We start from the raw sequence: 24,624 nt of genomic DNA, 5'->3' as shown, positions 1-24,624 counted from the left end.
CGATGCCGACGGCTACCGGGCACCGGGCCCAGCCTCGACGCGGCAACGGAGAGGACGTCGGATGCAGGGGTTAGTTCTGCAGCTGACGCGGGTCGGTTTCCTTCTGTTGCTCTGGCTTTTCATCTGGTCGGTCCTGCGCGTGCTGCGCACCGACATCTACGCACCCACCGGAGCCGTCATGGTGCGGCGCGGCCTGGCGATCCGGGGCACCCTGCTGCCCAACCGGGACCGACGCCGGTACGCGCGCCAGCTGGTGGTGACCGAAGGCGCCCTCGCCGGCACCCGGATCACCCTGACCAGCCAGCCCGTCCTGATCGGTCGGGCCGACGACTCCACCCTGGTGCTCACCGACGACTACGCCTCGACACGGCACGCCCGGCTGTCGCCGAGAGGCTCCGAGTGGTACGTCGAAGACCTAGGATCGACCAACGGTACATACCTGGACAGGGCGAAAGTGACGACGGCGGTAAGGGTTCCAATGGGAACGCCGGTTCGAATCGGCAAGACGGTAATCGAGCTGCGCCCGTGACACTCGTACTCCGATATGCCGCGCGCAGCGACCGCGGCCTGGTCCGCGCCAACAACGAGGACTCCGTCTACGCCGGGGCCCGGCTGCTGGCTTTGGCCGACGGAATGGGTGGCCACGCCGCGGGCGAGGTCGCCTCACAGCTGGTCATCGCCGCATTGGCGCACCTGGACGACGACGAACCCGGCGGCGACCTGCTGGCCAAGCTGAACGACGCCGTCCACGACGGCAACGCGGCCATCGCCGCGCACGTCGAGGCCGACCCCGAACTCGAGGGCATGGGCACGACCCTGAGCGCCATCCTGTTCGCGGGCACGCGGCTGGGCATGGTGCACATCGGCGACTCTCGCGGCTACCTGATGCGCGACGGTGAGCTGACGCAGATCACCAAGGACGACACGTTCGTCCAAACCCTGGTCGACGACGGCCGCATCACCGCCGAAGAGGCCCACAGCCACCCGCAGCGCTCGCTCATCATGAAAGCGCTGACCGGCCATGAGGTCGAGCCGACGCTGACCATGCGGGAAGTCCGCGCCGGCGACCGCTACCTGCTGTGCTCGGACGGGTTGTCCGACCCCGTCAGCCACGAAACCATCCAGGCCGCCATGCAGATCCCGGATGTCGTCGATTGTGCCGACCGCCTCATCGAGCTGGCGCTGCGCGGCGGCGGCCCGGACAACGTCACCGTCGTGGTGGCCGACGTCGTCGACTACGAGTACGGCCAGACCGCCCCGATCCTGGCGGGTGCGGTGTCGGGTCAGGACGACGACACCCTGCCGCCCAACACCGCGGCCGGACGCGCCTCCGCCTTCAACCCGAAGCGCGCGGCAGCAGCGGCGAAAAAGCCGGTGGCACAACCTGATCCACCGCAGCGCAAGAGTCACACCCGGCGCAACCTGATCATCGGCGCGATCCTGCTGATCCTGCTGCTCGTCAGCGGCCTGGCCATCGGGCGCTACCTGATCCGGAGCAACTACTACGTCGCCGGCTACAACGGCTCGGTCTACATCATGCGCGGGATACCGGGTTCGCTGCTCGGCCTACCGCTGCAAGAGCCATACCTGCTGGCCTGCCTCGACACCCACTCCGAGATGACGATCATCGGCGTCGACGACACCCACGCCGGCTGCCAGCCCATGAAGGTCGCCGACCTGCGCGAGTCCGGTCGGGCGCAGGTTACCGCGGGCCTGCCGACCGGCACGGTCGACGACGCGATCCGTCAGCTCAAAGAATTGAGCCGCAGCTCGTTGCTGCCGCTGTGCGCGCCGCCCGTCGTCGCCCCGCCGGCTGCCCCGGCACCGGCACCCGGCGCACCCGCGCCGTCGCTGTCGGTGGTGCCCCAGCCGCCGCGCGGTCCGGCCCCCGGACCCGAAGCCCCGGCCTCCACGACGCCGGCCCCCACCACTGCGCCGACAGCGGCTCCCGGCCCGGCGCCAGTCCCCAATCCCTCCAGCCCAGCGCCTGTCCCGGCCACCCCCACCGTGCCCGCGGCTCCGTCCCCGACGGCCACGGCACTCCCTCCGCCACCTCAGGAGCCGGGCACAAACTGCCGGAACGCGTCATGACGCCCGGAGGACGACCGCGCGTGAGCATCGCAACGAGGCATGAGCGAGGGCCGGGGCGAGCGGGAGTCGACGCATGACCACGCCGGGGGGAGCGAAGCGGCAGGAAGACACAGCGGGGCGAGCGAAGCGACGGGAAGACACCCAGGGGCGAGCGAAGCGACGGGAGGACACGCAGCCGCAGTCTCCGGTGGCGGTCGCTCCTCCACTGCCCAATCGGCGTAATTCCGAGTTGGTCCTGCTGGGGTTCGCCGCCGTGATCACGACGGTGGCGCTGCTGATCGTCGAGGCCAATCAGGAGACCGGCCTGCGGATGGACCTCATCCAGTTCATGGTCGGCTTCATCGTGCTGTTCGGCGGCGCCCACCTGGCCGTGCGCCGCTACGCGCCCTACGCCGACCCGCTGCTGCTGCCCGTGGTCGCGCTCTTGAACGGGCTGGGCCTGGTGATGATCTACCGGCTGGACCTGTCGGCCCACGCCCGGCCGGCGGGCATCGTGCCGGGCGGCAACGCCAACCAGCAGATGCTGTGGACCCTGCTGGGCATCCTGGTGTTCACGGCGATCCTGATGTTCGTGCACGACCACCGGATGCTGGCCCGCTACGGCTACATCTGCGGCCTGGCCGGCCTGATACTCCTCGCCATCCCCGCGGTGCTGCCCGATTCGGTGGCCGAGCAGTACGGCGCCAAAATCTGGATCCGGTTGCCGGGCTTCTCGATTCAGCCCGCCGAGTTCTCCAAGATCTTGCTACTGATCTTCTTCGCCAGCGTGCTGGTCACCAAGCGCAGCCTGTTCACCAGCGCCGGCAAGCACATGTTCGGGATGGACCTGCCCCGGCCGCGCGACCTGGCTCCGCTCCTGGTGGCCTGGGTCGGCTCCATCGGCGTCATGGTCTTCGAGAAGGACCTCGGGGCGTCCCTGCTGCTGTACGCGACGTTCCTGGTGCTGCTGTACGTGGCCACAGAAAAACTCAGCTGGGTGGTCATCGGGCTGACGCTCTTCTGTGCGGGAAGCCTTGTGGCGTACCACCTTTTCGCGCACGTGCGGGTGCGCGTGCAGAACTGGATGGACCCGTTCGCCGATCCCGACGGCGCCGGTTATCAGATGGTGCAGTCCCTCTTCAGCTTCGCCACCGGCGGCATTTTCGGCACCGGCCTGGGGAACGGACAACCCGGCACCGTGCCCGACGCCTCCACCGACTTCATCATCGCGGCGGTGGGCGAGGAGCTCGGGCTCGTCGGCCTGGCCGCGGTGCTGATGCTCTACACCATCGTCATCATCCGGGGCCTGCGCACCGCCATCGCGGTGCGTGACAGCTTCGGCAAGCTGCTGGCCGCCGGCCTGGCCGCCGCGCTGGCACTGCAGCTGTTCATCGTCGTCGGCGGTGTCACGAAACTGATCCCGCAGACCGGTCTGACCACGCCGTGGATGTCCTACGGCGGCTCGTCACTGCTGTCCAACTACGTGCTGCTGGCCCTGCTGTTGCGGGTCTCGCACGTCGCCCGCCGGCCGCTGCCGACCCGGAACCCCAACACGTCGTCGATCGCGTCGGCCAGCACCGAGGTGATCGAGAAGCAATGAACACCTCACTGCGTCGCGTCTCAGGACTGGTCATGGCACTGGTCGTACTGCTGCTGCTGGGCGCCACCACCACCCAGGTGTTCGCCGCCGACAGCCTGCGCGCCGACCCGCGGAACCAGCGGGTGCTGCTCGACGAATACTCGCGCCAGCGCGGTCAGATCACGGCCAACGGCCAGCTGCTGGCGTACTCGATGCCGACCAACGGCCGGTTCCGGTACCTCCGCATCTACCCGAACCCGCTGGTCTACGCGCCGATCACCGGCTTCTACTCGTTGCAGTACTCGAGCACCGGCCTCGAACGCGCGGAGGACAGCATCCTCAACGGCTCGGACGAGCGCCTGTTCGGCAACCGCCTCGCGGACTTCTTCACCGGCCGTGACCCGCGCGGCGGCAACGTCGACACCACGATCGTGCCGCGCGTGCAGCAAGCCGCGTGGGATGCGATGCAGCAGGGCTGCGGCGGCAACCCGTGCAAGGGCTCGGTGGTCGCGCTGGATCCGGCCACCGGCAAGATTCTGGCCATGGTGTCGTCTCCGTCGTACGACCCCAACCTCCTCGCCTCGCACGAGAGCGATAGGCAGTCCGCCGCCTGGCAGGAGCTGCGCGACAACCCGGACTCACCACTGCAGAACCGGGCGATCTCCGAGACCTACCCGCCGGGGTCGACGTTCAAGGTGCTGACCACGGCAGCGGCGCTGCAGGCCGGCGCCACCCCTGACACCCAACTGACCTCGGCAGCGCGAATCACGTTGCCGGACAGCACCGCAACGCTGGAGAACTACGGCGGCGCGGCGTGCGGCGGCGGCCCGACGGTGTCACTGCGGGAGGCATTCGCCAAGTCCTGCAACACCGCGTTCGTCGAACTGGGCCTGCGGGGCGGCGCCGACGCGATGCGGACCATGGCCAGGCAGTTCGGCCTGGACACTCCGCCGCCGTCGATCCCGCTGCAGGTCGCGGAGTCGACCGTCGGCCCGATCTCCGACGCCCCGGCCCTGGGTATGTCCAGCATCGGTCAGAAGGACGTCGCCCTGACCCCGCTGCAGAACGCGATGATCGCCGCGACCGTCGCCAACGGCGGCGTCAGCATGGCCCCTTACCTGGTCGACGACCTGAAGGGACCTGACCTTTCCAACATCGCGGCCACCTCACCGCACCAGCAGCGGCGGGCCATCTCGTCCCAGGTCGCGGCTACACTTACGGATCTGATGGTCGGCGCCGAGCAGGTGACGCAGCAGAAGGGAGCCATAGCCGGCGTGCAGATCGCATCCAAGACGGGCACCGCCGAACACGGCACCGATCCGCGCAACACCCCGCCGCACGCGTGGTACATCGCTTTCGCACCGGCCAAGTCCCCGAAGGTGGCCGTCGCAGTCCTAGTGGAGAATGGTGGGGACCGTTTGTCCGCAACCGGCGGTGCGCTGGCCGCACCCATCGGGCGGGCCACCATCGCCGCGGCGCTACGGGAGGGATCATGAGCGGGGCAGCGAGAAGCGGAGGCGGATCGCGGATGTGCTGCCTGCGAGAAGCGGAGGCGGATCGCGGATGAGCGCACGCGTCGGAGTCACACTTTCCGGCCGCTATCGACTTCAGCGACTCATCGCCACCGGTGGCATGGGTCAGGTCTGGGAAGGCGTCGACAGCAGGCTCGGCCGACAGGTCGCCATCAAGGTGCTCAAGGCCGAGTACTCCACCGACCCCGAATTCGTCGAGCGGTTCCGCGCCGAGGCGCGCACGGTCGCCATGCTGAACCACCCCGGCATCGCCAGCGTCTACGACTACGGTGAGACCGAGCTCGACGATTCCGGCCGCACCGCCTACCTGGTCATGGAGCTCGTCAACGGCGAGCCGTTGAACTCGGTGATCAAGCGCACCGGCCGGCTGTCACTGCGGCACTCGCTGGACATGCTGGAGCAGACGGGCCGAGCCCTGCAGGTCGCGCACAGCGCCGGCCTGGTGCACCGCGACGTCAAGCCCGGCAACATCATGATCACCCCGACCGGCCAGGTGAAGCTGACCGACTTCGGTATCGCCAAGGCCGTCGACGCGGCTCCTGTCACGCAGACCGGCATGGTGATGGGCACCGCCCAGTACATCGCGCCTGAACAGGCCCTGGGACACGACGCCACCGCCGCCAGCGACGTCTACTCGCTCGGTGTCGTCGGCTACGAGTCCGTGTCCGGCCGCCGGCCGTTCACCGGTGACGGCGCCCTGACCGTCGCGATGAAGCACATCAAGGAAGCGCCGCCGCCACTGCCGGCCGACCTGCCCCCGAACGTCCGCGAGCTGATCGAGATCGCGCTCGCCAAGGACCCCATCCACCGTTACCGCAGCGGCGGCCCGTTCGCCGACGCCGTCGCCGCGGTCCGGGCCGGACGACGTCCGCCGAGACCCAACCAGGCACCGACCATCGGACGGGCCGCTCCCGCGGCGATCCCGTCGAGCACCCAGGCGCGGGCGGCCATCGAGCCGGCGCGTCCGGCTCCCGCAACCCCGCGGCCGCGGCCCGCGACCGGCAGCCACCGTCCGTCCCCGCCCGCGCGGCGGACGTTCTCGCCCGGACAGCGCGCGCTGCTGTGGGCCGCGGGTGTGCTGGGTGCGCTGGCGATCGTCATCGCGATCCTGATCGTGCTCAACGCGCAGGACCGCCAAGACCAGAAGCACCAGCAGCAGCCCACAGTCACGAACACCATCACCGAGACCACGAAGACGCCCGGCGCACCGGCGGGTCAGTCGGCTTCGCTCCCTGAATTGTCAGGACCGGCCATCAGATGACCACGCCCCAGCACCTTTCCGACCGCTACGAACTGGGGGACATCCTCGGTTTCGGCGGCATGTCCGAGGTTCACCTCGGCCGGGACCTACGCCTGCACCGCGACGTGGCGGTCAAGGTGCTGCGCGCCGACCTGGCTCGGGACCCGAGCTTCTACCTGCGCTTCCGCCGCGAAGCGCAGAATGCCGCCGCGCTGAACCATCCGGCGATCGTCGCGGTCTACGACACCGGTGAGGCCGAGACGCCCAATGGGCCGCTGCCGTACATCGTCATGGAGTACGTCGACGGCGTGACACTGCGCGACATCGTGCACACCGAGGGGCCGCTGCCTCAGCAGCGCGCCATCGAGATCATCGCCGACGCCTGCCAGGCCCTGAACTTCAGCCACCAGCACGGCATCGTGCACCGGGACATCAAGCCGGCGAACATCATGATCAGCAAGGCCAACGCGGTCAAGGTCATGGACTTCGGTATCGCCCGCGCCATCGCCGACAGCAGCAATCGAATGACGCAGACCGCGGCGGTCATCGGCACCGCCCAGTACCTGTCGCCCGAGCAGGCCAGTGGGCAGAACGTCGACGCCCGCTCGGACGTCTACTCGCTGGGCTGCGTGCTCTACGAACTGATCACCGGTGAGCCGCCGTTCGTCGGCGATTCCCCGGTCGCAGTGGCCTACCAGCATGTCCGTGAGGACCCGGTGCCGCCGTCGCAGCGGCACTCCGGCATCACCCCCGAGCTGGACGCCGTCGTGCTCAAGGCATTGGCGAAGAACCCGGACAACCGCTACCAGAGCGCCGCGGACATGCGGAACGACCTGATCCGCGTGCACGCCGGCGAGGCTCCGGATGCGCCCAAGGTGCTCACCGACGCCGAGCGCACCGCGATGCTGGGCACCGGCGGGTTCGGTGGACCACGCAGCATGATGCCGGAGCAGATCAGCGTCAACCCGCAGCCCTACCGCTCGACGGACCGGGCCGCAACGCCCATCGGCCGCTGGCTCATCGCCGCGGCCATCCTGGCGGTGCTGACGGTCGTCGTCACCGTTGCCATCAACCTCATCAACGGCAGGCCGCACGACCAGCAGATTCCGGACGTGCGCGGACTGGCTCAGGCCGACGCCGTCGCCAACCTGCAGAACCGCGGCTTCAAGACCCGCACCCAGCAGCGGCCCGACTCCACGGTCGCGCCGGACCACGTCATCGGCACCGAACCGTCGGCCAACACGTCTGTCGCCGCCGGTGACGAGATCACCATCAACATCTCCACCGGTCCCGAGCAACGCGAGGTCCCGGACGTCTCGAAGCTCTCACCCTCCGACGCGATGGCCAAGCTGCAGTCCGCCGGTTTCCGGAACATCCAGCAGACGGTCTCGCAGTCGCTACCGGAACAGAAGGACCGGGTCATCGCGACCAACCCGCCGGCCCATCAGACGTCGGCGATCACCAACGTCATCACCATCATCGTCGGCTCCGGCCCGGGTCTGGTGCCTGTTCCCGATGTCAACGGCCAGAACGTCGAGGTCGCGACGAAAAACCTCAACACCGTCGGCTTCCTGACCATCCTCACCGCCCCGATCGACAGCCCGAAGCCGGCCGGCGAGATCATCGGCACCGACCCGCCGGCGGGCACACCGACCGCCAAGGACGCGCCGATCACCCTGAAGGTTTCCCAGGGCAACCAGTTCGTCATGCCGAACCTGACGGGCCAGTTCTGGACCGACGCCGAGCCGAACCTGCGGGCCCTTGGCTGGACCGGCGTGCTGATCAAGGGTGCCGACGTGCAGAACAGCGGTCAGCGCAGCAATGCCGTGGTGAGCCAGATGCCGGCAGCCGGCAGCGGCGTCAACTTCAACGCGTCGATCACGCTGAGCTTCGCCTCGTAAGCGTTCCTCAGCGAGTTCGATCAGGCGGTGCGGGTCGCGGCCGAGACCGCGTCGGCGACTTCCTGCTCGAGGCGACTGACCAGCCCCTCGTCGGGGGCCTGACCGCAGAACGCGAGCCAGTTGGCCAGCATCCGGTGGCCGCCTTGGGTGAGGATGCTCTCCGGATGGAACTGCACGCCGTGAATCGGCAGCTCGCGGTGCCGGACCGCCATGATCACGCCGCTGTCGGTCTGCCCGATGGCCTCCAGCTCAGCCGGCAGCGTCTCCGGCAGGATGGTCAGCGAGTGGTACCGCGTCGCCGTGAACGGGTCTGGAAGTCCTTGCAGCACACCGCTGTTCGCGTGGTGCACCAGGCTGGTCTTGCCGTGTAGCAGTTCCGGCGCGCGGTCCACCGTGCCACCGAAAGCCACGCCGATGGCCTGGTGTCCGAGGCAGACCCCCAGTAGGGGGGTGCGCGTCTCGGCGCAGGCGCGGACCAGGGGAATGGAGGCGCCCGCGCGTTCGGGAGTACCGGGCCCGGGGCTCACCAGGATCCCGTCGAACTCCTCGGCCACGGCCGCGACGCCTTCAGGGGTGGAGACGCGCTCGTCGTCGCTACGCCAGACCTGCGCGTGCACCCCAAGCTGGCCCAGGTACTGGACCAGGTTGAACACGAAGCTGTCGTAGTTGTCGAGGACGAGTACCTGCATGTCGTCAGGCTACTGGGTCGCCCGCGGGCCCGATCAATACGTAACCGGTCCGGCCGGTTGGGCGTACTTGAGTTTCACCGGCATCGGGTGGCCGACGACGTCCACCGACGCCCGCTGCTCCTCGGTGTAACCGAGCCCGAACCGCACCACGTACTGCTTGTACAGCGTCACCAGCGGCGCGGCTGCGAGCGCGGCGCGCATGCCGTCGACGTTGCCGATGACGGTGATGACGTACGGCGGGCTGTAGGTACGGCCGTTGAGCAGCAGGGTGTTGCCGACGCAGCGCGGCGCCGAGGTGGCCAGGATTCGCTGGTCCTGCATCTGGACGGCCTCGGCTCCGCCCAACCACAGCGCGTTGAGCACCGCCTGGACGTCCTGCTGGTGCACCACCAGGTCGTCGGGCGTGGCGTCGCGGGGGTATTGGCCCTGCGCGTTGCGCTGCGCGTCGTTGAGGGTGATCACCAGACCGGGGCCGTGCATGGGATCGAGGCCCAGTTCGAGCCCGAGTTCGTTGGCCCGGCTCGTGATGGCACCGAGCGCGGCTTCGGCGCCTGGCGTACCGCCGTGGTGGTTGTCGAGCTGATGCTGCAGGCTGTCGCGTTCCGCGGTCCGGGTGGCTACCGTTTGCTTGGCTTCCTTGACCATGTCGACGAGGCGGGGCGCATCGCTGCGCCGGATCTCGCTACCCCCGGACACGCTGTGGGTGGTGGCCAGCAGGAGGCCGGCGAGCACACAGACCACCGGCACGCCGAAACGCCAGGCGGAGTGCCGGGACGGCTGGGCAGGTTCCGCGGTCCCGGCCGTCCACCAGGGCCTGCGAGGCGACACGTCTTCTGCGTTAGGCTCTGAGTGCATACCGCTCCATCGTCGCACCGAATTGCCGGTTTTTCTCCGCCGGCGCGGAAGTGCGGCACCGAACAGTCCGCGAAGGTACCAATGCCCAAGTCCAAGGTTCGCAAGAAGAACGACTTCACCATCAACCCGGTGAGTCGGACGCCGGTGAAGGTCAAGGCCGGACCGTCGAGCGTGTGGTTCGTGGTGTTCTTCTGCTCGCTCATGCTGATCGGGCTGATCTGGCTGGCGGTGTTCCAGCTCGCCGCGCTGAACCCGGCCGGTACTCCCCACCTTCTGCAGTGGATGGCCGACCTGGCCCAGTGGAACTACGCGATCGCCTTCGCGTTCATGATCACCGGCCTGCTGCTGACCATGCGGTGGCGCTGACCTGGGTTTTCCGCCCCGGTTCGTTACATCCCGGTCTCGCTGCGTAACCCAATCGGCAACCTCACGGTCACCCAATCACATCGATGTGATTCATCCCCATTGGGGATAGTGCCTGTGGATAACTTGCCCCCAAGGGTGTGGATATCTCGTGGAACAAACTCAATGGAGCCCACCGACGGCCGGCATCGCGGCCTGCGGAGCAGGCGGTCTCGTCCTCGCCGCAGTCGCCCTGACGTCGGTGACTGACCTCCCGGGACGCTTTCTCGGCGGCATCGCCGCCATCGGTCTGCTGATCTTCGCCCTCATGTCCTGGCGCGCCCGCCCGAAGCTGGCGATCACGCCCGCGGGCCTGGTGGTTCGCGGGTGGTTTGGCACGCAGACTTATACACAGGCCGACCTCAAGACCGTGCGCATCACCGAGTTCCGGCGGCTCACCCGCAACGTCCGGCTGCTCGAACTCGACACCGTCGACGATCGGCTGCTGGTCTTCACCCGCTGGGACGTCGGCACCGACCCCATCAACGTCCTCGACGCCCTGACCGACGCCGGCTACATCCCGTAACGCAAACGGCGCGGCAGCCCCGGTGGGGGACTGCCGCGCCGCGCGTCAGGCTGGGACTAGGAAACGGTGACCGAGTCGACGACGACCGGCTCCGTCGGGCGATCACCGCGGTCGACGGCGGTGGAGGCGATGGCGTCCACAACCTTCTGCGACTCCGGGTCGACGACCTCACCGAAGATGGTGTGTCGACGGTTCAGGTGCGGGGTCGGGCCGACGGTGATGAAGAACTGCGAACCGTTGGTGCCCGGGCCGGCGTTGGCCATGGCGAGCAGGTACGGCTTGTCGAACTGCAGCTCCGGGTGGAACTCGTCGGCGAACTGGTAGCCCGGGCCGCCGCGGCCGGTGCCGGTCGGGTCACCGCCCTGGATCATGAAGCCGTCGATGACGCGGTGGAAGACGACGCCGTCGTAGAACGGGCCGGAGGTGCCGCCCGAGGCGTTCTCGGTGGAGTAATCCTTGGTGCCCTGGGCCAGTCCAACGAAGTTGGCAACAGTCTTGGGCGCGTGGTTACCGAACAAAGCAATCTTGATGTCGCCGCGGTTGGTGTGCAGCGTCGCGGTCGCAGTCTGAATGGGGCTCGTCACGGAAAGTCAGTCTGCCACTCACATTTAAGACCCCGAAGTCGCCCCCCAACGAATAACGTGGAAGCCCGAACGCAGAACCGAGCCCCCGCTTCGGTTCTCTCCACAAATCATGTCCGGCAGAGAGGCTGGTTGATGAGCACTGTCACCGAGAACGTCCCCGAGGTCAGCCGCCCCAGTTCCGGTGCCCGGCTGGGCCGGGGACTGAAGTACTCGATCGTCGGGCCGCTGCTGATCCTGCGCGGGGTGCTCGGCCTGGGCGTCGGATCGACGGTTGGTACCGCCCGGTGGGTCGGGCGACGGTGCCACCGCGGCGAGGATGCCGCGGGTGATCTGGCGGTCGTGGTGCAGACGGGCAGCAAGCGTCGTCGTCCCCTGCTGATAGCCGGCGTCACCGTCGCAGTGCTGGCCCTCGGTGGCATCACGTTCTCGATCGTGAGGCGCTCGATGCAGCCGGAGCCCTCCCCGCTGCCCCCGAGCGTGGACGTCACGCCGCAGCCCTAGCTTTTCGCGCCGATACTGAGCTTGTGTGCCAAATCCGAGCCGGATCTGGCACACAAGCTCACTCTCGTCAGCGGCGGAATTCCTCGACCGGAGTGAATTCCGCGGCAGCGTCGCCCATTTCATTGCGGTACCAGGCTTCACGCCGTCGGCGTTGCACCGCGTCGGCGACACTGTCGAGGCGGGGCACCAAGCGGCGTACGGTCTCCATCACAAAGGTGACGGGCGCGGCCACTGCGGGCATGAGCACCCATGGCATCCGCCGCGGCATGCGGTGCCTGGAGTAGGTGGTGGGCAGCAGCCAGACACCGGTGTAGCCGATCTGCAGCCGGTAGTTGAATTCGTCGCGGATCCGCTTGCGCAGCGGCGTACCCGGTTTCGGCTTGAACGCGGGCAGGTACGACTCAACGAGTTCCTTGCCGTCATCGCCGGCGGTGTATGCCCGCTTCACGAATGCCGCGAACATCAACTGAACGGACTCCCGGAAGTCGCGCGGATACCAGTCCGGCTGCACGCCGAGGAGGTGCCCGACGTAGCGCCAAAAGTGCAGCGTCGCTTCAATTTCGGTGATCGTGGTCTGATGTCCGGCGCTCCACAGCGCGAGCCCGGGAACGATGCTGCCGCCCATCAAGGTGAGCGTCGCATCACCGATGCTGATCGGCACACCCCAGGCATCGAGATTCCATTCCGGCCGCTGCATCAGCTTGCGCCTGATGAACACGTGCATGACGCGCACCCGCATCGCCGTCGCCCGCCCGCGCGCACCCGGGCCCAGCCCACCCGGCTCGGACACGTCGATCCAGAACCGCACCGTCTCCATCTGACGTTTGTGGGCCTTGTCCCCGGCATATCCGCCCGCGTACGACAGTGGCTTGGTGATCGAACTTTCCGAGTACATCTCAAGAGTGCTCGTCGTGGCGAAGCTGAACACTGCGGTGCCCCAGCGCCGAAACACCTTGGCGCCCTTCTCCATGAGCTCATGGTCGAGCCAGTCCGGCGCCGTCTCGAACTCTTCGAACAGCCTGACCATCGACGCCGGCGCATCGGGGACCGATTCGATGCCGTGGTCCAGTGCCTGGTCCAGCATCGCGCGGCCGGCCTTCGGGCCGATCTCCCCGAGATACACCTCGTCGACGAACGCCTCGGCCACCGGGTCTGCGTGGTAGTAGGCCTGCGCGAACCTCTGGACGTAGTCGTCGGACGGCTGTGGATCGAATCGCCACACCTTCTGCCACGCTTTGCGCGCCCGCTGCACGACGGGGTCGTCGATGCGTTGCCAATACAGGAATTCCGTCGGTGTCCGGCCCGGTGTGGCGGCGTCGATGGCCGCGGCGGATTTCATGTCCAGAGCATTACCGACACCGGTGTCGGTTGTCAACAGACACCGGTGTCGGTTATTGTCTTCCCGATGGCCGAGAAGCGACGAATGAACGGCGCCCAGCGGCGCGTACTGATCGTCGACGCAGCCCGCACGCTGCTGGCAGAACGCCCATACGACGACGTGTCGATCGCCGACATCGCTGCCGAGGCAGGGGTGACGCGCACGGTCGTCTACGACCATTTCCCGTCAAAGAAGGATTTGGTGCTGTCGTTCTTGGCCGACGAGGTGACGGCCTTGGTTGCCGTGCTGTCCGAACGGATTTCCGGCAGCACCGGAACACCTCGCGACCGCATGGCCGCAGTGCTGGATGCACACTTCGAGTTCTTGCACACGCGGCCGCTCGCGTTTCGCATCCTCGCTCTCGACTCTCTTGCCGACCCGGAAATCGCTGAAGTGGGCCTTCAACTCAGCCAGACGGCCGATCAAGCCCTTGGGGCCGCATTGGCCGGCGACTTGGCCAGCGCGGGGTTTACGGCCGACAGCCCCTTGCTCGAAGCCAAGCTGGTCCTTCTGACTTCGGCCATCAGGGGCGTCTCCACGTGGTGGCTCAACCATCCGGAGGTGTCCCGCCGCGAGATCGTCGACACCACGACCGAATGGCTATGGCACGGGATCAGTGGCCTGGCCTGCGGCTAGTCCGTCAATCGGTCGTAGTGCAGGCCGCGATGAGCGCGTCGGGATCGGTGACGCTGACCCCGAGTTCCCGCAGCGTCACCGGCACGCCGCACACCTTCGCCTTGACGGGTGGATCCATGGTCAGCGCCACCACCCCGTCCGACGAACCGTTGACCAGCCACCGTCCTCGGAACCCGTGCACGCCCCAGGACGTGATGCGGCCTTGCCACCGGCTGGCTTCGGTGATGGAACTCAACGGGATCTCGGCGGAGAAGCCCCACCCCATGGAGACGTGCAGCGCGCCGTCGCGCACCTGCACCTCGCTGTGGCGCGGACCCAGGCCGAACGGCACGGACAGTGGCAGCATCCACTTCGCGTAGCTGATCTCTGTCGTCATAACCGCCAGGTTAGGGCCGTGCGGTTGGAGCCATCTTGGAGGCGGAGCACTGTCGCATAGACCAACGAAAAGCGGCCCCGACGACTGCTCTCGGAACCGCTCTGCAACCTGCTGTGGATTTTGTGGAGCCTAGGAGATTCGAACTCCTGACATCTGCCTTGCAAAGGCAGCGCTCTACCAACTGAGCTAAGGCCCCTCGATGGTGTCCGGTTGAATTGAGTGCCAGACCTCTGCGCCATGCCTGGTTCGCCACACGAAGCCGGCGGCGACTGCGACCATGGCACCGAGCACCAGCAGAACCAATCTCACGGTGCACCCTTCCGGTGGGGGAGTCGGTGATACCGACTTCCGTGGGCCTAGGAGGACTCGAACCTCCGACCTCTTCGTTATCAGCGAAGCGCTCTAACCGCCTGAGCTATAGGCCCGAAAGTGGCCTTGCGGCCGAGCGATGAGATTACCGTATGGGTACCTCTGCGCCCAAAACGCGACGTCAGTCGCTTCCGCAGGCCTGCCGACTAGTCGCGATCAGCGAGCGTCACCTCAACGCCACCGACCAGATCGGTCGTCAGGTTGTAGATGAACGCCGCCGCGGTGGCCATCGCCGTCAACAGCACGATGTTCACCAAGCCGATGAGGGTCGCGCCACCGAAAATCGTACTGGCAGAAACCAATTCACCGCCACTGCCGCCACCACTGGTGAGCAGATCGCCGACGTTGCTGTTGAGCTTGCTCCACACACCCATGCCACCGAGGACGAGGTAGAGGAACGCGACCGCGATCATCCAGACGAAGAACAGCGCCACCGACAGCACCAACGAGACCTTCAACACGCTCCACGGGTCGACGCGGCGCACCTGCATGCTGGCGCGCACCGGGCCGTCCTGACGGGCACCCGCGCGGCTGCGGGGCGCCGCCGAACGAGTCGGCGCCGGGGAGACGGTGGCGACGGTGCTACGGGGCTCCCGCGGTTCGCCCGCCCGGCGCTGCGGCTGACGGGACAGGTCCGGGATCTCGCTCGCGTACGCGGCGTCGGGCCGCGTCTCCGTCCGGACGGTCTCGGCCGTGCGGACCGGCTTCGGCGGCACGTTGCCCGTTCCAGGCACGGCCGGTACCGGGGGCGGGGTATCCGGAGTGATCGCCGGCGTGATGGTCGTCTCCGCCTCCGAAGACGAACCGCCAGACCCGCTGACGAACCGGTTCAGCCGGTCATCCAGGCTGTGGCCGACCGCCGCGGGGCCGTCCACCGGTGCTCCGGTGCGGGCCCGCTGCCACGGCGGTGCCTCACCGCCGTGGTCGGCCGCATGGGCGCCGCCACCCGATCCGGTGGCCGGCCCACTATTGCTCGTGGGTCCGTCACCGGTACGGGTGTATCCCGGCTCGTTCGGGGAACTCACCTGGCGGCTCCTTCAATCAGTGTGGCTGGGGCAGCCCCAGCACTACGTTTCGTCGGTCTCGGTCGCGGTTTCGATCTCGGTGTCGTCGTCGCCGCCCTCGGCCTCTTCAGCGTTGCGCGCGACGGCAATCAGTGTGTCGCCCTCACCCAGGTTCATCAACCGCACACCCTTGGTCTGTCGCCCGGCCTTGCGCACCTGACGTGCCGCGGTCCGGATGACACCACCGCCGGAGGTGATGGCGTACAACTCGGTGTCGTCATCGACGATCAACGCACCGACCAGACTGCCACGCTTCGGGTCGTACTGGATCGTGAGGATGCCCTTGCCGCCGCGGCCCTGCGCCGTGTACTCGTCGATGGCCGTCCGCTTGGCGTAACCACCGGCCGTCGCGACCAACAGGTAGGTGTCCGGAACCACGACGTTGAGCGACAGCAACCGGTCGTCCTCGTTGAATCGCATGCCCTGCACACCGGAGGTTGCGCGGCCCATGGGCCGCAGTGCCTCGTCGGTCGCCGAGAACCGGATGGACTGGCCGTTGGCGGAAACCAGCAGCAGGTCCTCTTCGGCGGAGCACAGCACCGCACCGACCAGTTCGTCGCCGTCGCGCAGGTTGATCGCGACGATGCCGCCGGAGCGGTTGGAGTCGAAGTCGGCCAGCTTCGACTTCTTCACCAGACCGTTGCGGGTGGCGAGCACCAGGTAGGGCGCGTCCTCGTAGCTCTTGATCTGGATGACCTGAGCGATGCGCTCCTCCGGCTGGAAGGCCAGCAGGTTCGCCACGTGCTGGCCGCGCGCGGTCCGCGAGGCCTCGGGCAGGTCGTAGGCCTTGGCCCGGTACACCCGGCCCTGCGTGGTGAAGAACAGGATCCAGTCGTGTGTGGAGCACACGAAGAAGTGGTTGACGATGTCGTCCTGCTTCAGCCCGGCACCCTGCACACCCTTGCCGCCGCGCTTCTGGCTGCGGTACAGGTCGGTTTTGGTGCGCTTGGCGTAGCCGGTCTCGGTGATGGTGACGACGACGTCCTCGCGCTGGATGAGGTCCTCGTCGGTGACGTCACCATCGGCCGCGATGATCCGGGTACGACGGTCGTCGCCGTACTTGTCGGCGAGTTCCTTGAGTTCGTCGTGGACGATCGCGCGCTGCCGCTCGGGCTTGGCCAGGATGTCCTCGAGGTCGGCGATCTCGGCTTCGATCTTGGCCAGATCGTCGACGATGCGCTGCCGTTCCAGGGCGGCCAGGCGACGCAGCTGCATGTCGAGGATGGCCTGGGCCTGGATCTCGTCGACATCGAGCAGCTCCATCAAGCCGGTCCGGGCGGCGTCGGCGTTGGCCGACGCCCGGATCAGCGCGATGACTTCATCGAGGGCGTCAAGGGCTTTCACCAAACCGCGCAAGATGTGCGCCCGCTCGTTGGCCTTGCGCAGGCGGTAGCGGGTACGCCGGATGATGACGTCGAGCTGGTGGGCGACGTAGTACCGGATCATCTGGTCCAGGCGCAGGGTGCGCGGCACGCCGTCGACGATCGACAGCATGTTGGCGCCAAAGCTGGTCTGCAGCTGGGTGTGCTTGTAGAGGTTGTTCAGCACCACCTTGGCGACGGCGTCGCGCTTGAGGTCGATGACGATGCGCAGACCCACGCGGTCACTGGATTGGTCCTCGATGTTCGAGATGCCGGCGATCCTGCCGTCGCGCACCTGCTCCGCGATCGAGGTGATGAAGTTGTCGTGGTTGACCTGGTAGGGCAGCTCGGTGATGACGAGCGAGGTGCGCCCCTTGGCGTCTTCCTCGATCTCGACGACGCCGCGCATCCGGACCGAGCCACGGCCGGTGCGGTAGGTGTCCGAGATGCCCTGCGTCCCGACGATCAGGCCGTGCGTGGGGAAGTCCGGGCCCTTGACCCGCTCCATCACGGCTTCGAGGGTGGCCTCCTCGTCCGCTTCGTGGTTCTCGAGGCACCAGTACACGGCCTCGGCGAGTTCACGGAGGTTGTGCGGCGGGATGTTGGTGGCCATACCGACGGCGATACCGCCGGAGCCGTTGGCCAGCAGGTTCGGGAACCGGCTGGGCAGGACAGTCGGCTCTTGCACGCGGCCGTCGTAGTTGGGGATGAAATCGACTGTCTCCTCGTCGATTTCGCGCAGCATCTCCATGGCCAGCGGGGTGAGCCGGGCCTCGGTGTAACGCATGGCGGCGGCGGGGTCGTTACCCGGCGAGCCGAAGTTTCCCTGACCGTCGACCAGCGGGTAGCGCAGCGACCACGGCTGGGCCATCCGGACCAGGGTGTCGTAGATCGATGAGTCACCGTGCGGGTGGTAGTTACCCATGGTCTCGGCGACCGAGCGCGCAGACTTGGCGTGCGAACGATCCGGCCGGAAGCCCGAGTCGTACATGGCGTAGAGCACGCGGCGGTGGACCGGCTTGAGGCCGTCACGGACCTCGGGGAGAGCACGGCCGACGATGACGCTCATGGCGTAATCGATGTAGCTGCGCTGCATCTCCTGCTGGATGTCAACCGGTTCGATGCGGTCGCCCTCGGGCGGCATGGTGTCGGTCATCGAATTCCTTCTGCGGATTGTTTCACGTTAAACATTGGTTTTTCGATGTGCGGTGCGCCCCGGAAACCAGCGCTGCATCGACTAAACATCGAGGAAGCGGACGTCTTTCGCGTTTCGGGTAATGAAGCTGCGGCGGGCTTCGACGTCCTCACCCATCAGGATCGAGAACAGTTCGTCGGCCGCCGCGGCGTCATCGAGGGTGACCTGACGCAGCACGCGGACGGACGGATCCATGGTGGTCTCCCATAGCTCCTTGGCGTCCATCTCACCCAGACCTTTGTAGCGCTGGATGCCGTCGTCGGTGTTGATCCGCTTGCCTGCGGCCTTGCCGGCCTCGAGCAGGCCGTCACGCTCACGGTCCGAGTACGCGAATTCGGGTTCACTGCGTTGCCATTTCAGCTTGTACAGCGGCGGCTGGGCCAGGAAAATATGGCCGTTCTCCACCAGTGGCTTCATGAAGCGGAACAACAGCGTCAACAGCAGCGTCGAGATGTGCTGGCCATCGACGTCGGCGTCGGCCATCAACACGATCTTGTGATACCGCAGCTTCGACAGATCGAACTCGTCGTGGATACCGGTGCCCAGGGCCGTGATGATGGCCTGGACCTCATTGTTCTTGAGCACGCGGTCGATGCGCGCCTTCTCGACGTTGATGATCTTGCCGCGCAGCGGCAGGATCGCCTGGAACATCGAGTCGCGACCGCTCTTGGCCGAACCACCGGCCGAATCGCCCTCCACCACATACAGTTCCGACTTCGTCGGATCCGTCGAGCGGCAGTCCGCCAGCTTGCCGGGCAGCCCACCGATATCGGTCGCACTCTTGCGGCGCACCAGCTCACGCGCCTTACGCGCGGCCACGCGCGCCTGCGCCGACGAAACAGCCTTGTTGACAACGGTTTTGGCTTCGGCGGGGTTGGCCTCGAACCAGTGGGTCAGCTGCTCGTTACAAATCTTCTGTACGAACGACTTGACCTCGGTATTGCCGAGCTTGGTCTTGGTCTGGCCCTCGAACTGCGGCTGGCGAACCTTCACCGACACGACTGCCGCGAGACCCTCACGGATGTCGTCACCGGTGAGGTTGGCTTCCTTTTCCTTCAGCAGCTTCTTGTCGCGCGCGTACTTGTTCACCACCGTCGTCAGCGCGGCGCGGAAACCCTCTTCGTGGGTACCACCCTCATGCGTGTTGATGGTGTTCGCGAAGGTGTGCACCGACTCCGAGTACCCGGCGTTCCACTGCATCGCGATCTCGACCTCGTGGCCTTCCGCCTTGCCACCGAAATCGATGATGCTCTGCTGGATGGCGCTCTTGGTCCGGTTGATGTGCTTGACGAAATCGACCAGACCGTCGGGGTAGTGGTAAACCCGGTGCTTGACCTTCTGCGGGGCGGCCGCTTCGGCTGCTTTTTCCTCGGCGGTCTTGGGGGCCTCGGCGTGATCGCTGACCACTTCGTCGACAACGGCCGCAGCGGCGACCCGCTCGTCGGTCAGCTCGATGGTCAGGCCCTTGTTCAGGAAGGCCATTTCCTGCAAGCGGCGGGCGATGGTCTCGAAGTCGTAGACCGTGGTCTCGAAGATGTCGGGATCGGCCCAGAACCGGATGGTCGAACCGGTCTTCTTGGACGGCTCACCCCTACGCAGGGTGCCCGGGACAGACTTGTCGTAGGTCTGGTGCCATTCGAAGCCGTCCTTGTGGATGTCCGCCTCGAGCCGCGTCGACAGGGCGTTGACCACCGAAACGCCGACACCGTGCAGACCACCGGACACCTGGTAGGCGCCTTCTTCGAACTTGCCGCCGGCATGCAGCACGGTCATGACGACGTCAATGGTGGGGATACCGGTGGCGTGCATCGCGACCGGGATACCGCGGCCGTCGTCGGTGACCTGGACTCCGCCGTCCTCGAGGATGCGGACATCCACCTTGGTGGCAAAACCGGCCATCGCCTCGTCGACGGCGTTGTCCACAACCTCCCACACCAAATGGTGCAGACCGCGCTCGCCGGTGGACCCGATGTACATACCGGGACGCTTACGGACCGCTTCCAGACCTTCGAGGACCTTGATCGAATCGGCACCGTACTCAGCCGGCGCATCCTTCTTTTGGGCAGCCACGTCGGACGCGTCTCCTTGGGGTTCGCGGGGGCGGTGAGGACACCGCACTCAGATCTGTCGACAGTCTACCGGTAGGGACGGACGGCACTGACTTTCTGACAGCGTTTTGACACGTCTGTTAGCGCCGTGCGGAGAATTTCTCGGGTGACGTCGCGTCCGGACGCTCCAGGGGCATCATCTTGGACTCATCGGCGCGCTGAGAGACGCCCACGAAACCGCTCAGCCGTAGGTGTCCCGGGGTCCGCGGCCACCCGTGTTGCGCGAACCCTTCTGCCACGTCGGGCCCGACGGACCCAGAATCTTCAACGACGTGACGACCCCGTCGCCGACCGACGCCGCAATTTTCGCCAGAATCTGCGACTGCACCATCCGTAGCTGCGTCGCCCAGGCCGTGGACTCGGCCGTCACGGTCAGCACGCCCTCGCGCAGGGAGGTGGGGGAGGCGTGCTCGGCGATCTGGTCGCCGACCACCGTCGACCACTGGCCGAACACCGATCCCTCGGCCATCCGGCCCTGCCAGCCGCGGGTGCGGGCCATATCCATGGTCGCCGAGCCCAACAATTGCGGGTCCCGGCGATCGGGCCCGGGTCCGGACCAGGTCCGCCGGCCACCGCCGCGACGGGTCTGTGAGACGGGCGCGTTGCGACCCCGGCCGACATCTTTTCCCTGACTGCGAGCCGCGCCGCGCGCCTCCTCCAGCGTCCGGCGGACGAGATCCATACCCTTCAGGTGGGCGAGATGTGGTGGCGGAAAAGCACTTTCCGGCATGTCGGGTTTGGCAGGACCATCAGCCCCATCCGGTTGATCCGTTCGGTCAGCCTCGCTCATGCGTCCACCACCGAAATCCGCCCGCCGTCGTCGTCGCGCATCACCACATTGATCCGGGCACCATCCCAGTCCTGGGGAATGTCATCAGGCACCGCGGCGGTGACCAAAACCTGCTCCGCCGATTGTGCCACGTCGGCGAGCGCTCGCCGGCGCGCCGAATCCAGTTCTGCGAACACGTCGTCCAGCAGCAGCACCGGGTCCGAGCCGTCGGTCCGCAACAGTTCGTACGCGCCCAGCCGCAGGGCCAGCGCCATCGACCACGATTCCCCGTGGCTGGCAAAACCTTTCGCGATCTGGTCGCCGAGCCGTAGTTCGAGGTCGTCGCGGTGCGGCCCGACCAGACAGACGCCGCGCTCGAGTTCCGCCGACCGGCGCCGGGCGAGGTCGTCGAGGAGTGCGGTCTGATAGGCCGCGACGTCGACCGAGCCCGTGCCGGCCTGTTCTTCGACGGCTTCCACCGAACTGCGGTAGCGCACCGACGCCGGCCGCGACGCAGGTGCCAGCAGGTGGTAGGCCTTGGTGATCTCCGGATGTAACTCGTTGATCAGGTTGACGCGGGCGGCGATCAGCTCGGCGCCGTGGCTGGCCAGATGACCGTCCCAGACGTCGAGGGTTTCGAGTGCACCCGCATCGCCACCGCGGAATCGGCCGGCGCCCGCGGACTTCAGCAGCGCGGTGCGCTGCCGCACCACTTTTTCGTAGTCCGCGCGGACCCCGCCCAACCGGGGCCGACGAGTGCTGGCCAGTTCATCGAGGTAGCGCCGGCGTTCCCCCGGATCGCCGCGCACCAACGACAAATCCTCGGGGGCGAACAACACCGCCCGAAGGGCGCCCAGAATTTCCCGGGCGGAGCGAACGGGGGAGCGGTTCAGCCGTGCCTTGTTGGCGCGGCCGGCGGTGATGTCGAGGTCCACCGCAAGTTCCCGGCCATCGTTCACGACGATGGTGGAGACGACGGCCCGCTCACAGCCGGCCCGGATCAAGGGCGCGTCCGACGCCACCCGGTGAGAACCCAACGTGGCGGTATACCACAGGGCCTCAACGATATTGGTTTTGCCGAATCCGTTCTGGCCCACGAAGACGGTCCGGCCCGGCGCCAATTCCAGGTCGAGTCGGCGCCATGATCGGAAATCGGTCAGGGTGAGCTGTCGAACAAACACCTAGCCGGACTTACTGACCCTCTGTACGGCGTGACCACCGAACTGGTTACGCAGTGCCGCAACAGCTTTCATGGTCGGCGAGTCGTCCTGCCGGGACAGGAACCGCGCGAACAGCGACGCCGCGATACCCGGCACCGGCACCCGCAACCGGATCGCTTCCTCGACAGTCCAGCGGCCCTCACCGGAATCCTCGGTGTAACCACTGATGTCTTCGAGCTTGGGGTCTTCCTTGAGTGCCTTGGCCAGCAGCTGCTGCAGCCAGGACCGGACGACCGTGCCGTTGGTCCAGGCTTGGTAAACCGCCTGCGGGTCTTTGATCAGCGGCTCGGCGGCGAGCATTTCGTAACCCTCACCATAGGCGGTCATCAACGCGTACTCGACGCCGTTGTGCACCATCTTGGCAAAGTGTCCGGCACCGACGGGACCGGCGTGGACGAAGCCGTCGGCGAGATCTCCCTCGGGCCGCAGCGTCTCGAAGATCGGCATGACACGCGCGACGTCCTCGTCGCTGCCGCCGACCATCAGGCCGTAGCCTTCGGTCAGACCCCACACACCGCCGGAAACACCGGCGTCGATGAAGCCGATTCCCTTGTCCGCCAACAGCTTTGCGTGCACACCGTCTTCGGTGAAGCGTGAGTTGCCGCCGTCGATCACCAGGTCACCCGAGCTGAGGACCCCGGCGAGATCCTCGATGGTCTCGTGGGTGATCTCACCCGAGGGGACCATGACCCACACCACGCGCGGCGCTTCGAGCTGCTCCGCGAGGGCCGCGAGCGACGGCACGTCGCTGACTTCCGGTCGCGGGTCGTACCCGATGACTTCATGGCCACCACCGCGCAGACGCTCGCGCATGTTGAAGCCCATTTTTCCGAGGCCGATCAACCCCAGCTGCATGTGTGCGTCCTCCGCTGTTCAGTTCCGGTCAGCCCGGGAGGCGCACCGGCATCAACAAATACACGTAATCGGTATCCCCGGCCGGGAACGGACCGGATCCCGAGTACTGATTCTCCCCGGCGGGACGCAACACCGCAGGCTTGCTGGGTGTCGTAAATCCGAACGTAACGCGATCTGCATGCAACGAGCCCAGACCGTCGGTGAGGTAGGTCGGGTTGAACGCGATGGTCAAGGGTTCGCCATAGAACTCGACCGCCAGGTCTTCCTCGGCGCGGCCGACGTCGTCGGCGCCCGCCGAGAGCCGCAGGACGTCGTCGGCGAACTCCATACGGACCTGGGCACCGCGATCGGCGACCAGTGCGACGCGTTTGATGGCTTCAGCCAGCTCGGCGACACCGATGGTGGCCACCGCGGTGTGCTCGGCCGGCAGCAGCTGACGGAACTTCGGGAATTCCGCGTCGAGCAGGCGCGTGGTGGTGCGCTTGCCGTTGCTGCGGATACCCAGCATGCCGTCCTTGCCGACAGCCTGGCCGGCGCCCAGCGACAAGTGCACCTCGGTGCCGTCAGCGCCGGACTTGGCCGACTCGGCCAATGTCTTGGCCGGAACCAGCACCGCGGCTTCGAGATCCGGCACCGCCGAATTCCAGGTCAGTTCACGAACCGCGAGGCGGAAGCGGTCGGTGGCGGCCAGCACGACCTTCTCGCCAGAGATCTCGACGCGGACACCCGTGAGCATGGGGAGGGTGTCATCGCGACCGGCGGCGACAGCCACCTGACCGATGGCCTCGGCGAACACGTTGGCGGGCACGATGCCCGTCTCGTCCGGCAGCGCCGGCAGCGCGGGGTAGTCCTCGACTGCCATGGTCGGCAGCGAGAACCGGGCACTACCGCAGCTCAACGCCACGCGGGTGCCTTCGACGCTGAGTTCCACGGGCTTGGCCGGCAGCGCACGGGTGATGTCCGAGAGCAGCTTGCCCGACACCAAAACACTTCCGGGAGAAGCGATTTCAGCCGCGACACGCACCTCGGCGGATACCTCGTAGTCGTAGCCGGAGATGGTCAGACCGTCGTCGGAGCCGGTCAGCAGCACACCCGCCAGAACCGGGTTCAGGGGCCGGGACGGCAGGATCCGGGCCACCCAGGCCACGGCGTCGGCGAAGTCTTCCCGAACGAGACGGAACTTCAAATCGGTCAGACCCGCTGTCGTCGCCACGTCCATAGCGTCCCTTCGCTGTAACCCCACCACGCTTGTCTGCCGGATCCAGTGGACGCAGGTCGCATGGGCGCTGGGCACATGCGTATGCATCGGCGTTGGTTCCGGCTATCGAAGAACACCGTAGAGCGTTCTGCGTGAAGTTGAAAGCTAAACGATCAGCCCGGACAGCGTGTGACGACCCCCGGAAACCCGTCGGGA

Annotated in this window: 22 protein-coding genes and 2 tRNA genes; 10 read left to right on the top strand and 14 right to left on the bottom strand. The window is 67.0% G+C overall.

Annotated features, from left to right (window positions below; translation table 11 throughout):
* Positions 1-61: 61 nt before the first annotated feature.
* The 6 genes from G6N59_RS16930 to pknB all read left to right on the top strand — a co-directional run bounded on the left by G6N59_RS16930 (position 62) and on the right by pknB (position 8,322).
* The gene (locus G6N59_RS16930; RefSeq protein WP_138232339.1) at positions 62-529 is read left to right on the top strand and encodes an FHA domain-containing protein FhaB/FipA; all 468 of its coding nucleotides are present in this window, start codon (positions 62-64) and stop codon (positions 527-529) included.
* On the top strand, positions 526-2,091 hold the full coding sequence (locus tag G6N59_RS16925) for a PP2C family protein-serine/threonine phosphatase (protein WP_138232338.1): 1,566 nt from the start codon (positions 526-528) through the stop codon (positions 2,089-2,091). The genes G6N59_RS16930 and G6N59_RS16925 overlap by 4 nt, the downstream gene beginning before the upstream one ends.
* A 73-nt stretch (positions 2,092-2,164) precedes the next feature.
* Positions 2,165-3,670, top strand: a complete 1,506-nt coding sequence (locus G6N59_RS16920; RefSeq protein WP_138232337.1) for a peptidoglycan glycosyltransferase RodA — start codon at positions 2,165-2,167, stop codon at positions 3,668-3,670.
* Entirely contained in the window at positions 3,667-5,145 is a 1,479-nt protein-coding gene (gene pbpA / locus G6N59_RS16915; RefSeq protein ID WP_138232336.1) for a D,D-transpeptidase PbpA, read from the top strand. The genes G6N59_RS16920 and pbpA overlap by 4 nt, the downstream gene beginning before the upstream one ends.
* 67 nt (positions 5,146-5,212) lie before the next feature.
* Positions 5,213-6,442, top strand: coding sequence for a protein kinase domain-containing protein (locus tag G6N59_RS16910; protein WP_138232335.1), 1,230 nt, complete (start codon positions 5,213-5,215; stop codon positions 6,440-6,442).
* Positions 6,439-8,322, top strand: coding sequence for a Stk1 family PASTA domain-containing Ser/Thr kinase (pknB, locus tag G6N59_RS16905; protein ID WP_138232334.1), 1,884 nt, complete (start codon positions 6,439-6,441; stop codon positions 8,320-8,322). Before G6N59_RS16910 ends, pknB begins: the two co-directional genes overlap by 4 nt.
* Before the next feature lie 20 nt (positions 8,323-8,342).
* On the opposite strand, the gene G6N59_RS16900 is transcribed toward pknB, so the two are convergent.
* Positions 8,343-9,011 (bottom strand): aminodeoxychorismate/anthranilate synthase component II, encoded by a 669-nt coding sequence (locus G6N59_RS16900; protein ID WP_138232333.1) that lies wholly within the window; start codon positions 9,009-9,011, stop codon positions 8,343-8,345.
* A 33-nt stretch (positions 9,012-9,044) separates the two neighbouring features.
* A complete protein-coding gene (locus tag G6N59_RS16895; protein WP_234884392.1) occupies positions 9,045-9,866 on the bottom strand; it encodes a DUF881 domain-containing protein in 822 nt (273 codons plus the stop codon).
* 81 nt (positions 9,867-9,947) lie between these two features.
* On the opposite strand from G6N59_RS16895, the gene crgA reads away from it, so the two are divergent.
* On the top strand, positions 9,948-10,232 hold the full coding sequence (crgA, locus tag G6N59_RS16890) for a cell division protein CrgA (protein ID WP_020099906.1): 285 nt from the start codon (positions 9,948-9,950) through the stop codon (positions 10,230-10,232).
* A gap of 148 nt (positions 10,233-10,380) precedes the next feature.
* A complete protein-coding gene (locus G6N59_RS16885; protein WP_138232332.1) occupies positions 10,381-10,794 on the top strand; it encodes a PH domain-containing protein in 414 nt (137 codons plus the stop codon).
* Between the two features lie 56 nt (positions 10,795-10,850).
* Here G6N59_RS16885 and G6N59_RS16880 read toward each other — a convergent pair whose 3' ends face one another.
* A complete protein-coding gene (locus tag G6N59_RS16880; RefSeq protein ID WP_138232331.1) occupies positions 10,851-11,378 on the bottom strand; it encodes a peptidylprolyl isomerase in 528 nt (175 codons plus the stop codon).
* 132 nt (positions 11,379-11,510) lie between these two features.
* Here G6N59_RS16880 and cwsA point away from each other — a divergent pair, with 132 nt between their 5' ends.
* Positions 11,511-11,879: a cell wall synthesis protein CwsA gene (gene cwsA, locus G6N59_RS16875; RefSeq protein ID WP_138232330.1), complete on the top strand. Its 369-nt coding sequence runs from the start codon at positions 11,511-11,513 to the stop codon at positions 11,877-11,879.
* Positions 11,880-11,946: 67 nt separating this feature from the next.
* Here cwsA and G6N59_RS16870 read toward each other — a convergent pair whose 3' ends face one another.
* The gene (locus G6N59_RS16870; protein WP_138232329.1) at positions 11,947-13,218 is read right to left on the bottom strand and encodes an oxygenase MpaB family protein; all 1,272 of its coding nucleotides are present in this window, start codon (positions 13,216-13,218) and stop codon (positions 11,947-11,949) included.
* 66 nt (positions 13,219-13,284) lie between these two features.
* Between G6N59_RS16870 and G6N59_RS16865 the strand changes: the two genes are divergently transcribed.
* On the top strand, positions 13,285-13,893 hold the full coding sequence (locus G6N59_RS16865) for a TetR/AcrR family transcriptional regulator (protein WP_138232328.1): 609 nt from the start codon (positions 13,285-13,287) through the stop codon (positions 13,891-13,893).
* 4 nt (positions 13,894-13,897) lie between these two features.
* Here the strand turns inward: G6N59_RS16865 and G6N59_RS16860 are convergent, their stop codons facing one another.
* The 10 genes from G6N59_RS16860 to dnaN form a co-directional block, all read right to left on the bottom strand.
* The gene (locus tag G6N59_RS16860; protein ID WP_138232327.1) at positions 13,898-14,269 is read right to left on the bottom strand and encodes a hypothetical protein; all 372 of its coding nucleotides are present in this window, start codon (positions 14,267-14,269) and stop codon (positions 13,898-13,900) included.
* 123 nt (positions 14,270-14,392) lie between these two features.
* A tRNA-Ala gene (locus G6N59_RS16855) sits at positions 14,393-14,465 on the bottom strand.
* A 155-nt stretch (positions 14,466-14,620) separates the two neighbouring features.
* Positions 14,621-14,694, bottom strand: a tRNA-Ile gene (locus G6N59_RS16850).
* Positions 14,695-14,784: 90 nt separating this feature from the next.
* Positions 14,785-15,663 carry a DUF3566 domain-containing protein gene (locus tag G6N59_RS16845; protein ID WP_138232326.1) on the bottom strand — a complete coding sequence of 293 codons (879 nt, stop codon included), beginning with the start codon at positions 15,661-15,663 and terminating at the stop codon, positions 14,785-14,787.
* 42 nt (positions 15,664-15,705) lie between these two features.
* On the bottom strand, positions 15,706-18,219 hold the full coding sequence (gyrA, locus tag G6N59_RS16840) for a DNA gyrase subunit A (RefSeq protein ID WP_138232325.1): 2,514 nt from the start codon (positions 18,217-18,219) through the stop codon (positions 15,706-15,708).
* A gap of 81 nt (positions 18,220-18,300) precedes the next feature.
* Positions 18,301-20,328 carry a DNA topoisomerase (ATP-hydrolyzing) subunit B gene (gyrB, locus tag G6N59_RS16835; RefSeq protein WP_138232324.1) on the bottom strand — a complete coding sequence of 676 codons (2,028 nt, stop codon included), beginning with the start codon at positions 20,326-20,328 and terminating at the stop codon, positions 18,301-18,303.
* 219 nt (positions 20,329-20,547) lie between these two features.
* Complete coding sequence (locus G6N59_RS16830) at positions 20,548-21,096, bottom strand: DUF721 family protein (RefSeq protein ID WP_138232376.1); 549 nt, start codon at positions 21,094-21,096, stop codon at positions 20,548-20,550.
* A 56-nt stretch (positions 21,097-21,152) separates the two neighbouring features.
* On the bottom strand, positions 21,153-22,316 hold the full coding sequence (gene recF, locus G6N59_RS16825) for a DNA replication/repair protein RecF (protein ID WP_138232323.1): 1,164 nt from the start codon (positions 22,314-22,316) through the stop codon (positions 21,153-21,155).
* On the bottom strand, positions 22,317-23,210 hold the full coding sequence (gnd, locus tag G6N59_RS16820) for a phosphogluconate dehydrogenase (NAD(+)-dependent, decarboxylating) (protein ID WP_138232322.1): 894 nt from the start codon (positions 23,208-23,210) through the stop codon (positions 22,317-22,319).
* 28 nt (positions 23,211-23,238) lie between these two features.
* On the bottom strand, positions 23,239-24,429 hold the full coding sequence (gene dnaN, locus G6N59_RS16815) for a DNA polymerase III subunit beta (protein ID WP_138232321.1): 1,191 nt from the start codon (positions 24,427-24,429) through the stop codon (positions 23,239-23,241).
* Positions 24,430-24,624 lie beyond the last annotated feature (195 nt).

It is taken from the genome of Mycolicibacterium aubagnense (assembly GCF_010730955.1).
Classification (GTDB): Bacteria; Actinomycetota; Actinomycetes; order Mycobacteriales; family Mycobacteriaceae; genus Mycobacterium; species Mycobacterium aubagnense.
This window is presented reverse-complemented; position numbering and strand designations above follow the sequence as displayed.

Bases quoted from the DNA above. Each gene is read 5' to 3' on its own strand.
- G6N59_RS16930 (WP_138232339.1), top strand. From the start codon at position 62: ATGCAGGGGTTAGTTCTGCAGCTGACGCGGGTCGGTTTCCTTCTGTTG.
- G6N59_RS16920 (WP_138232337.1), top strand. From the start codon at position 2,165: ATGACCACGCCGGGGGGAGCGAAGCGGCAGGAAGACACAGCGGGGCGA.
- pbpA (WP_138232336.1), top strand. From the start codon at position 3,667: ATGAACACCTCACTGCGTCGCGTCTCAGGACTGGTCATGGCACTGGTC.
- G6N59_RS16910 (WP_138232335.1), top strand. From the start codon at position 5,213: ATGAGCGCACGCGTCGGAGTCACACTTTCCGGCCGCTATCGACTTCAG.
- pknB (WP_138232334.1), top strand. From the start codon at position 6,439: ATGACCACGCCCCAGCACCTTTCCGACCGCTACGAACTGGGGGACATC.
- G6N59_RS16900 (WP_138232333.1), bottom strand. From the start codon at position 9,011: ATGCAGGTACTCGTCCTCGACAACTACGACAGCTTCGTGTTCAACCTG.
- G6N59_RS16895 (WP_234884392.1), bottom strand. From the start codon at position 9,866: ATGCACTCAGAGCCTAACGCAGAAGACGTGTCGCCTCGCAGGCCCTGG.
- crgA (WP_020099906.1), top strand. From the start codon at position 9,948: ATGCCCAAGTCCAAGGTTCGCAAGAAGAACGACTTCACCATCAACCCG.
- cwsA (WP_138232330.1), top strand. From the start codon at position 11,511: ATGAGCACTGTCACCGAGAACGTCCCCGAGGTCAGCCGCCCCAGTTCC.
- G6N59_RS16870 (WP_138232329.1), bottom strand. From the start codon at position 13,218: ATGAAATCCGCCGCGGCCATCGACGCCGCCACACCGGGCCGGACACCG.
- G6N59_RS16865 (WP_138232328.1), top strand. From the start codon at position 13,285: ATGGCCGAGAAGCGACGAATGAACGGCGCCCAGCGGCGCGTACTGATC.
- G6N59_RS16860 (WP_138232327.1), bottom strand. From the start codon at position 14,269: ATGACGACAGAGATCAGCTACGCGAAGTGGATGCTGCCACTGTCCGTG.
- gyrA (WP_138232325.1), bottom strand. From the start codon at position 18,219: ATGACCGACACCATGCCGCCCGAGGGCGACCGCATCGAACCGGTTGAC.
- G6N59_RS16830 (WP_138232376.1), bottom strand. From the start codon at position 21,096: ATGCCGGAAAGTGCTTTTCCGCCACCACATCTCGCCCACCTGAAGGGT.
- gnd (WP_138232322.1), bottom strand. From the start codon at position 23,210: ATGCAGCTGGGGTTGATCGGCCTCGGAAAAATGGGCTTCAACATGCGC.
- dnaN (WP_138232321.1), bottom strand. From the start codon at position 24,429: ATGGACGTGGCGACGACAGCGGGTCTGACCGATTTGAAGTTCCGTCTC.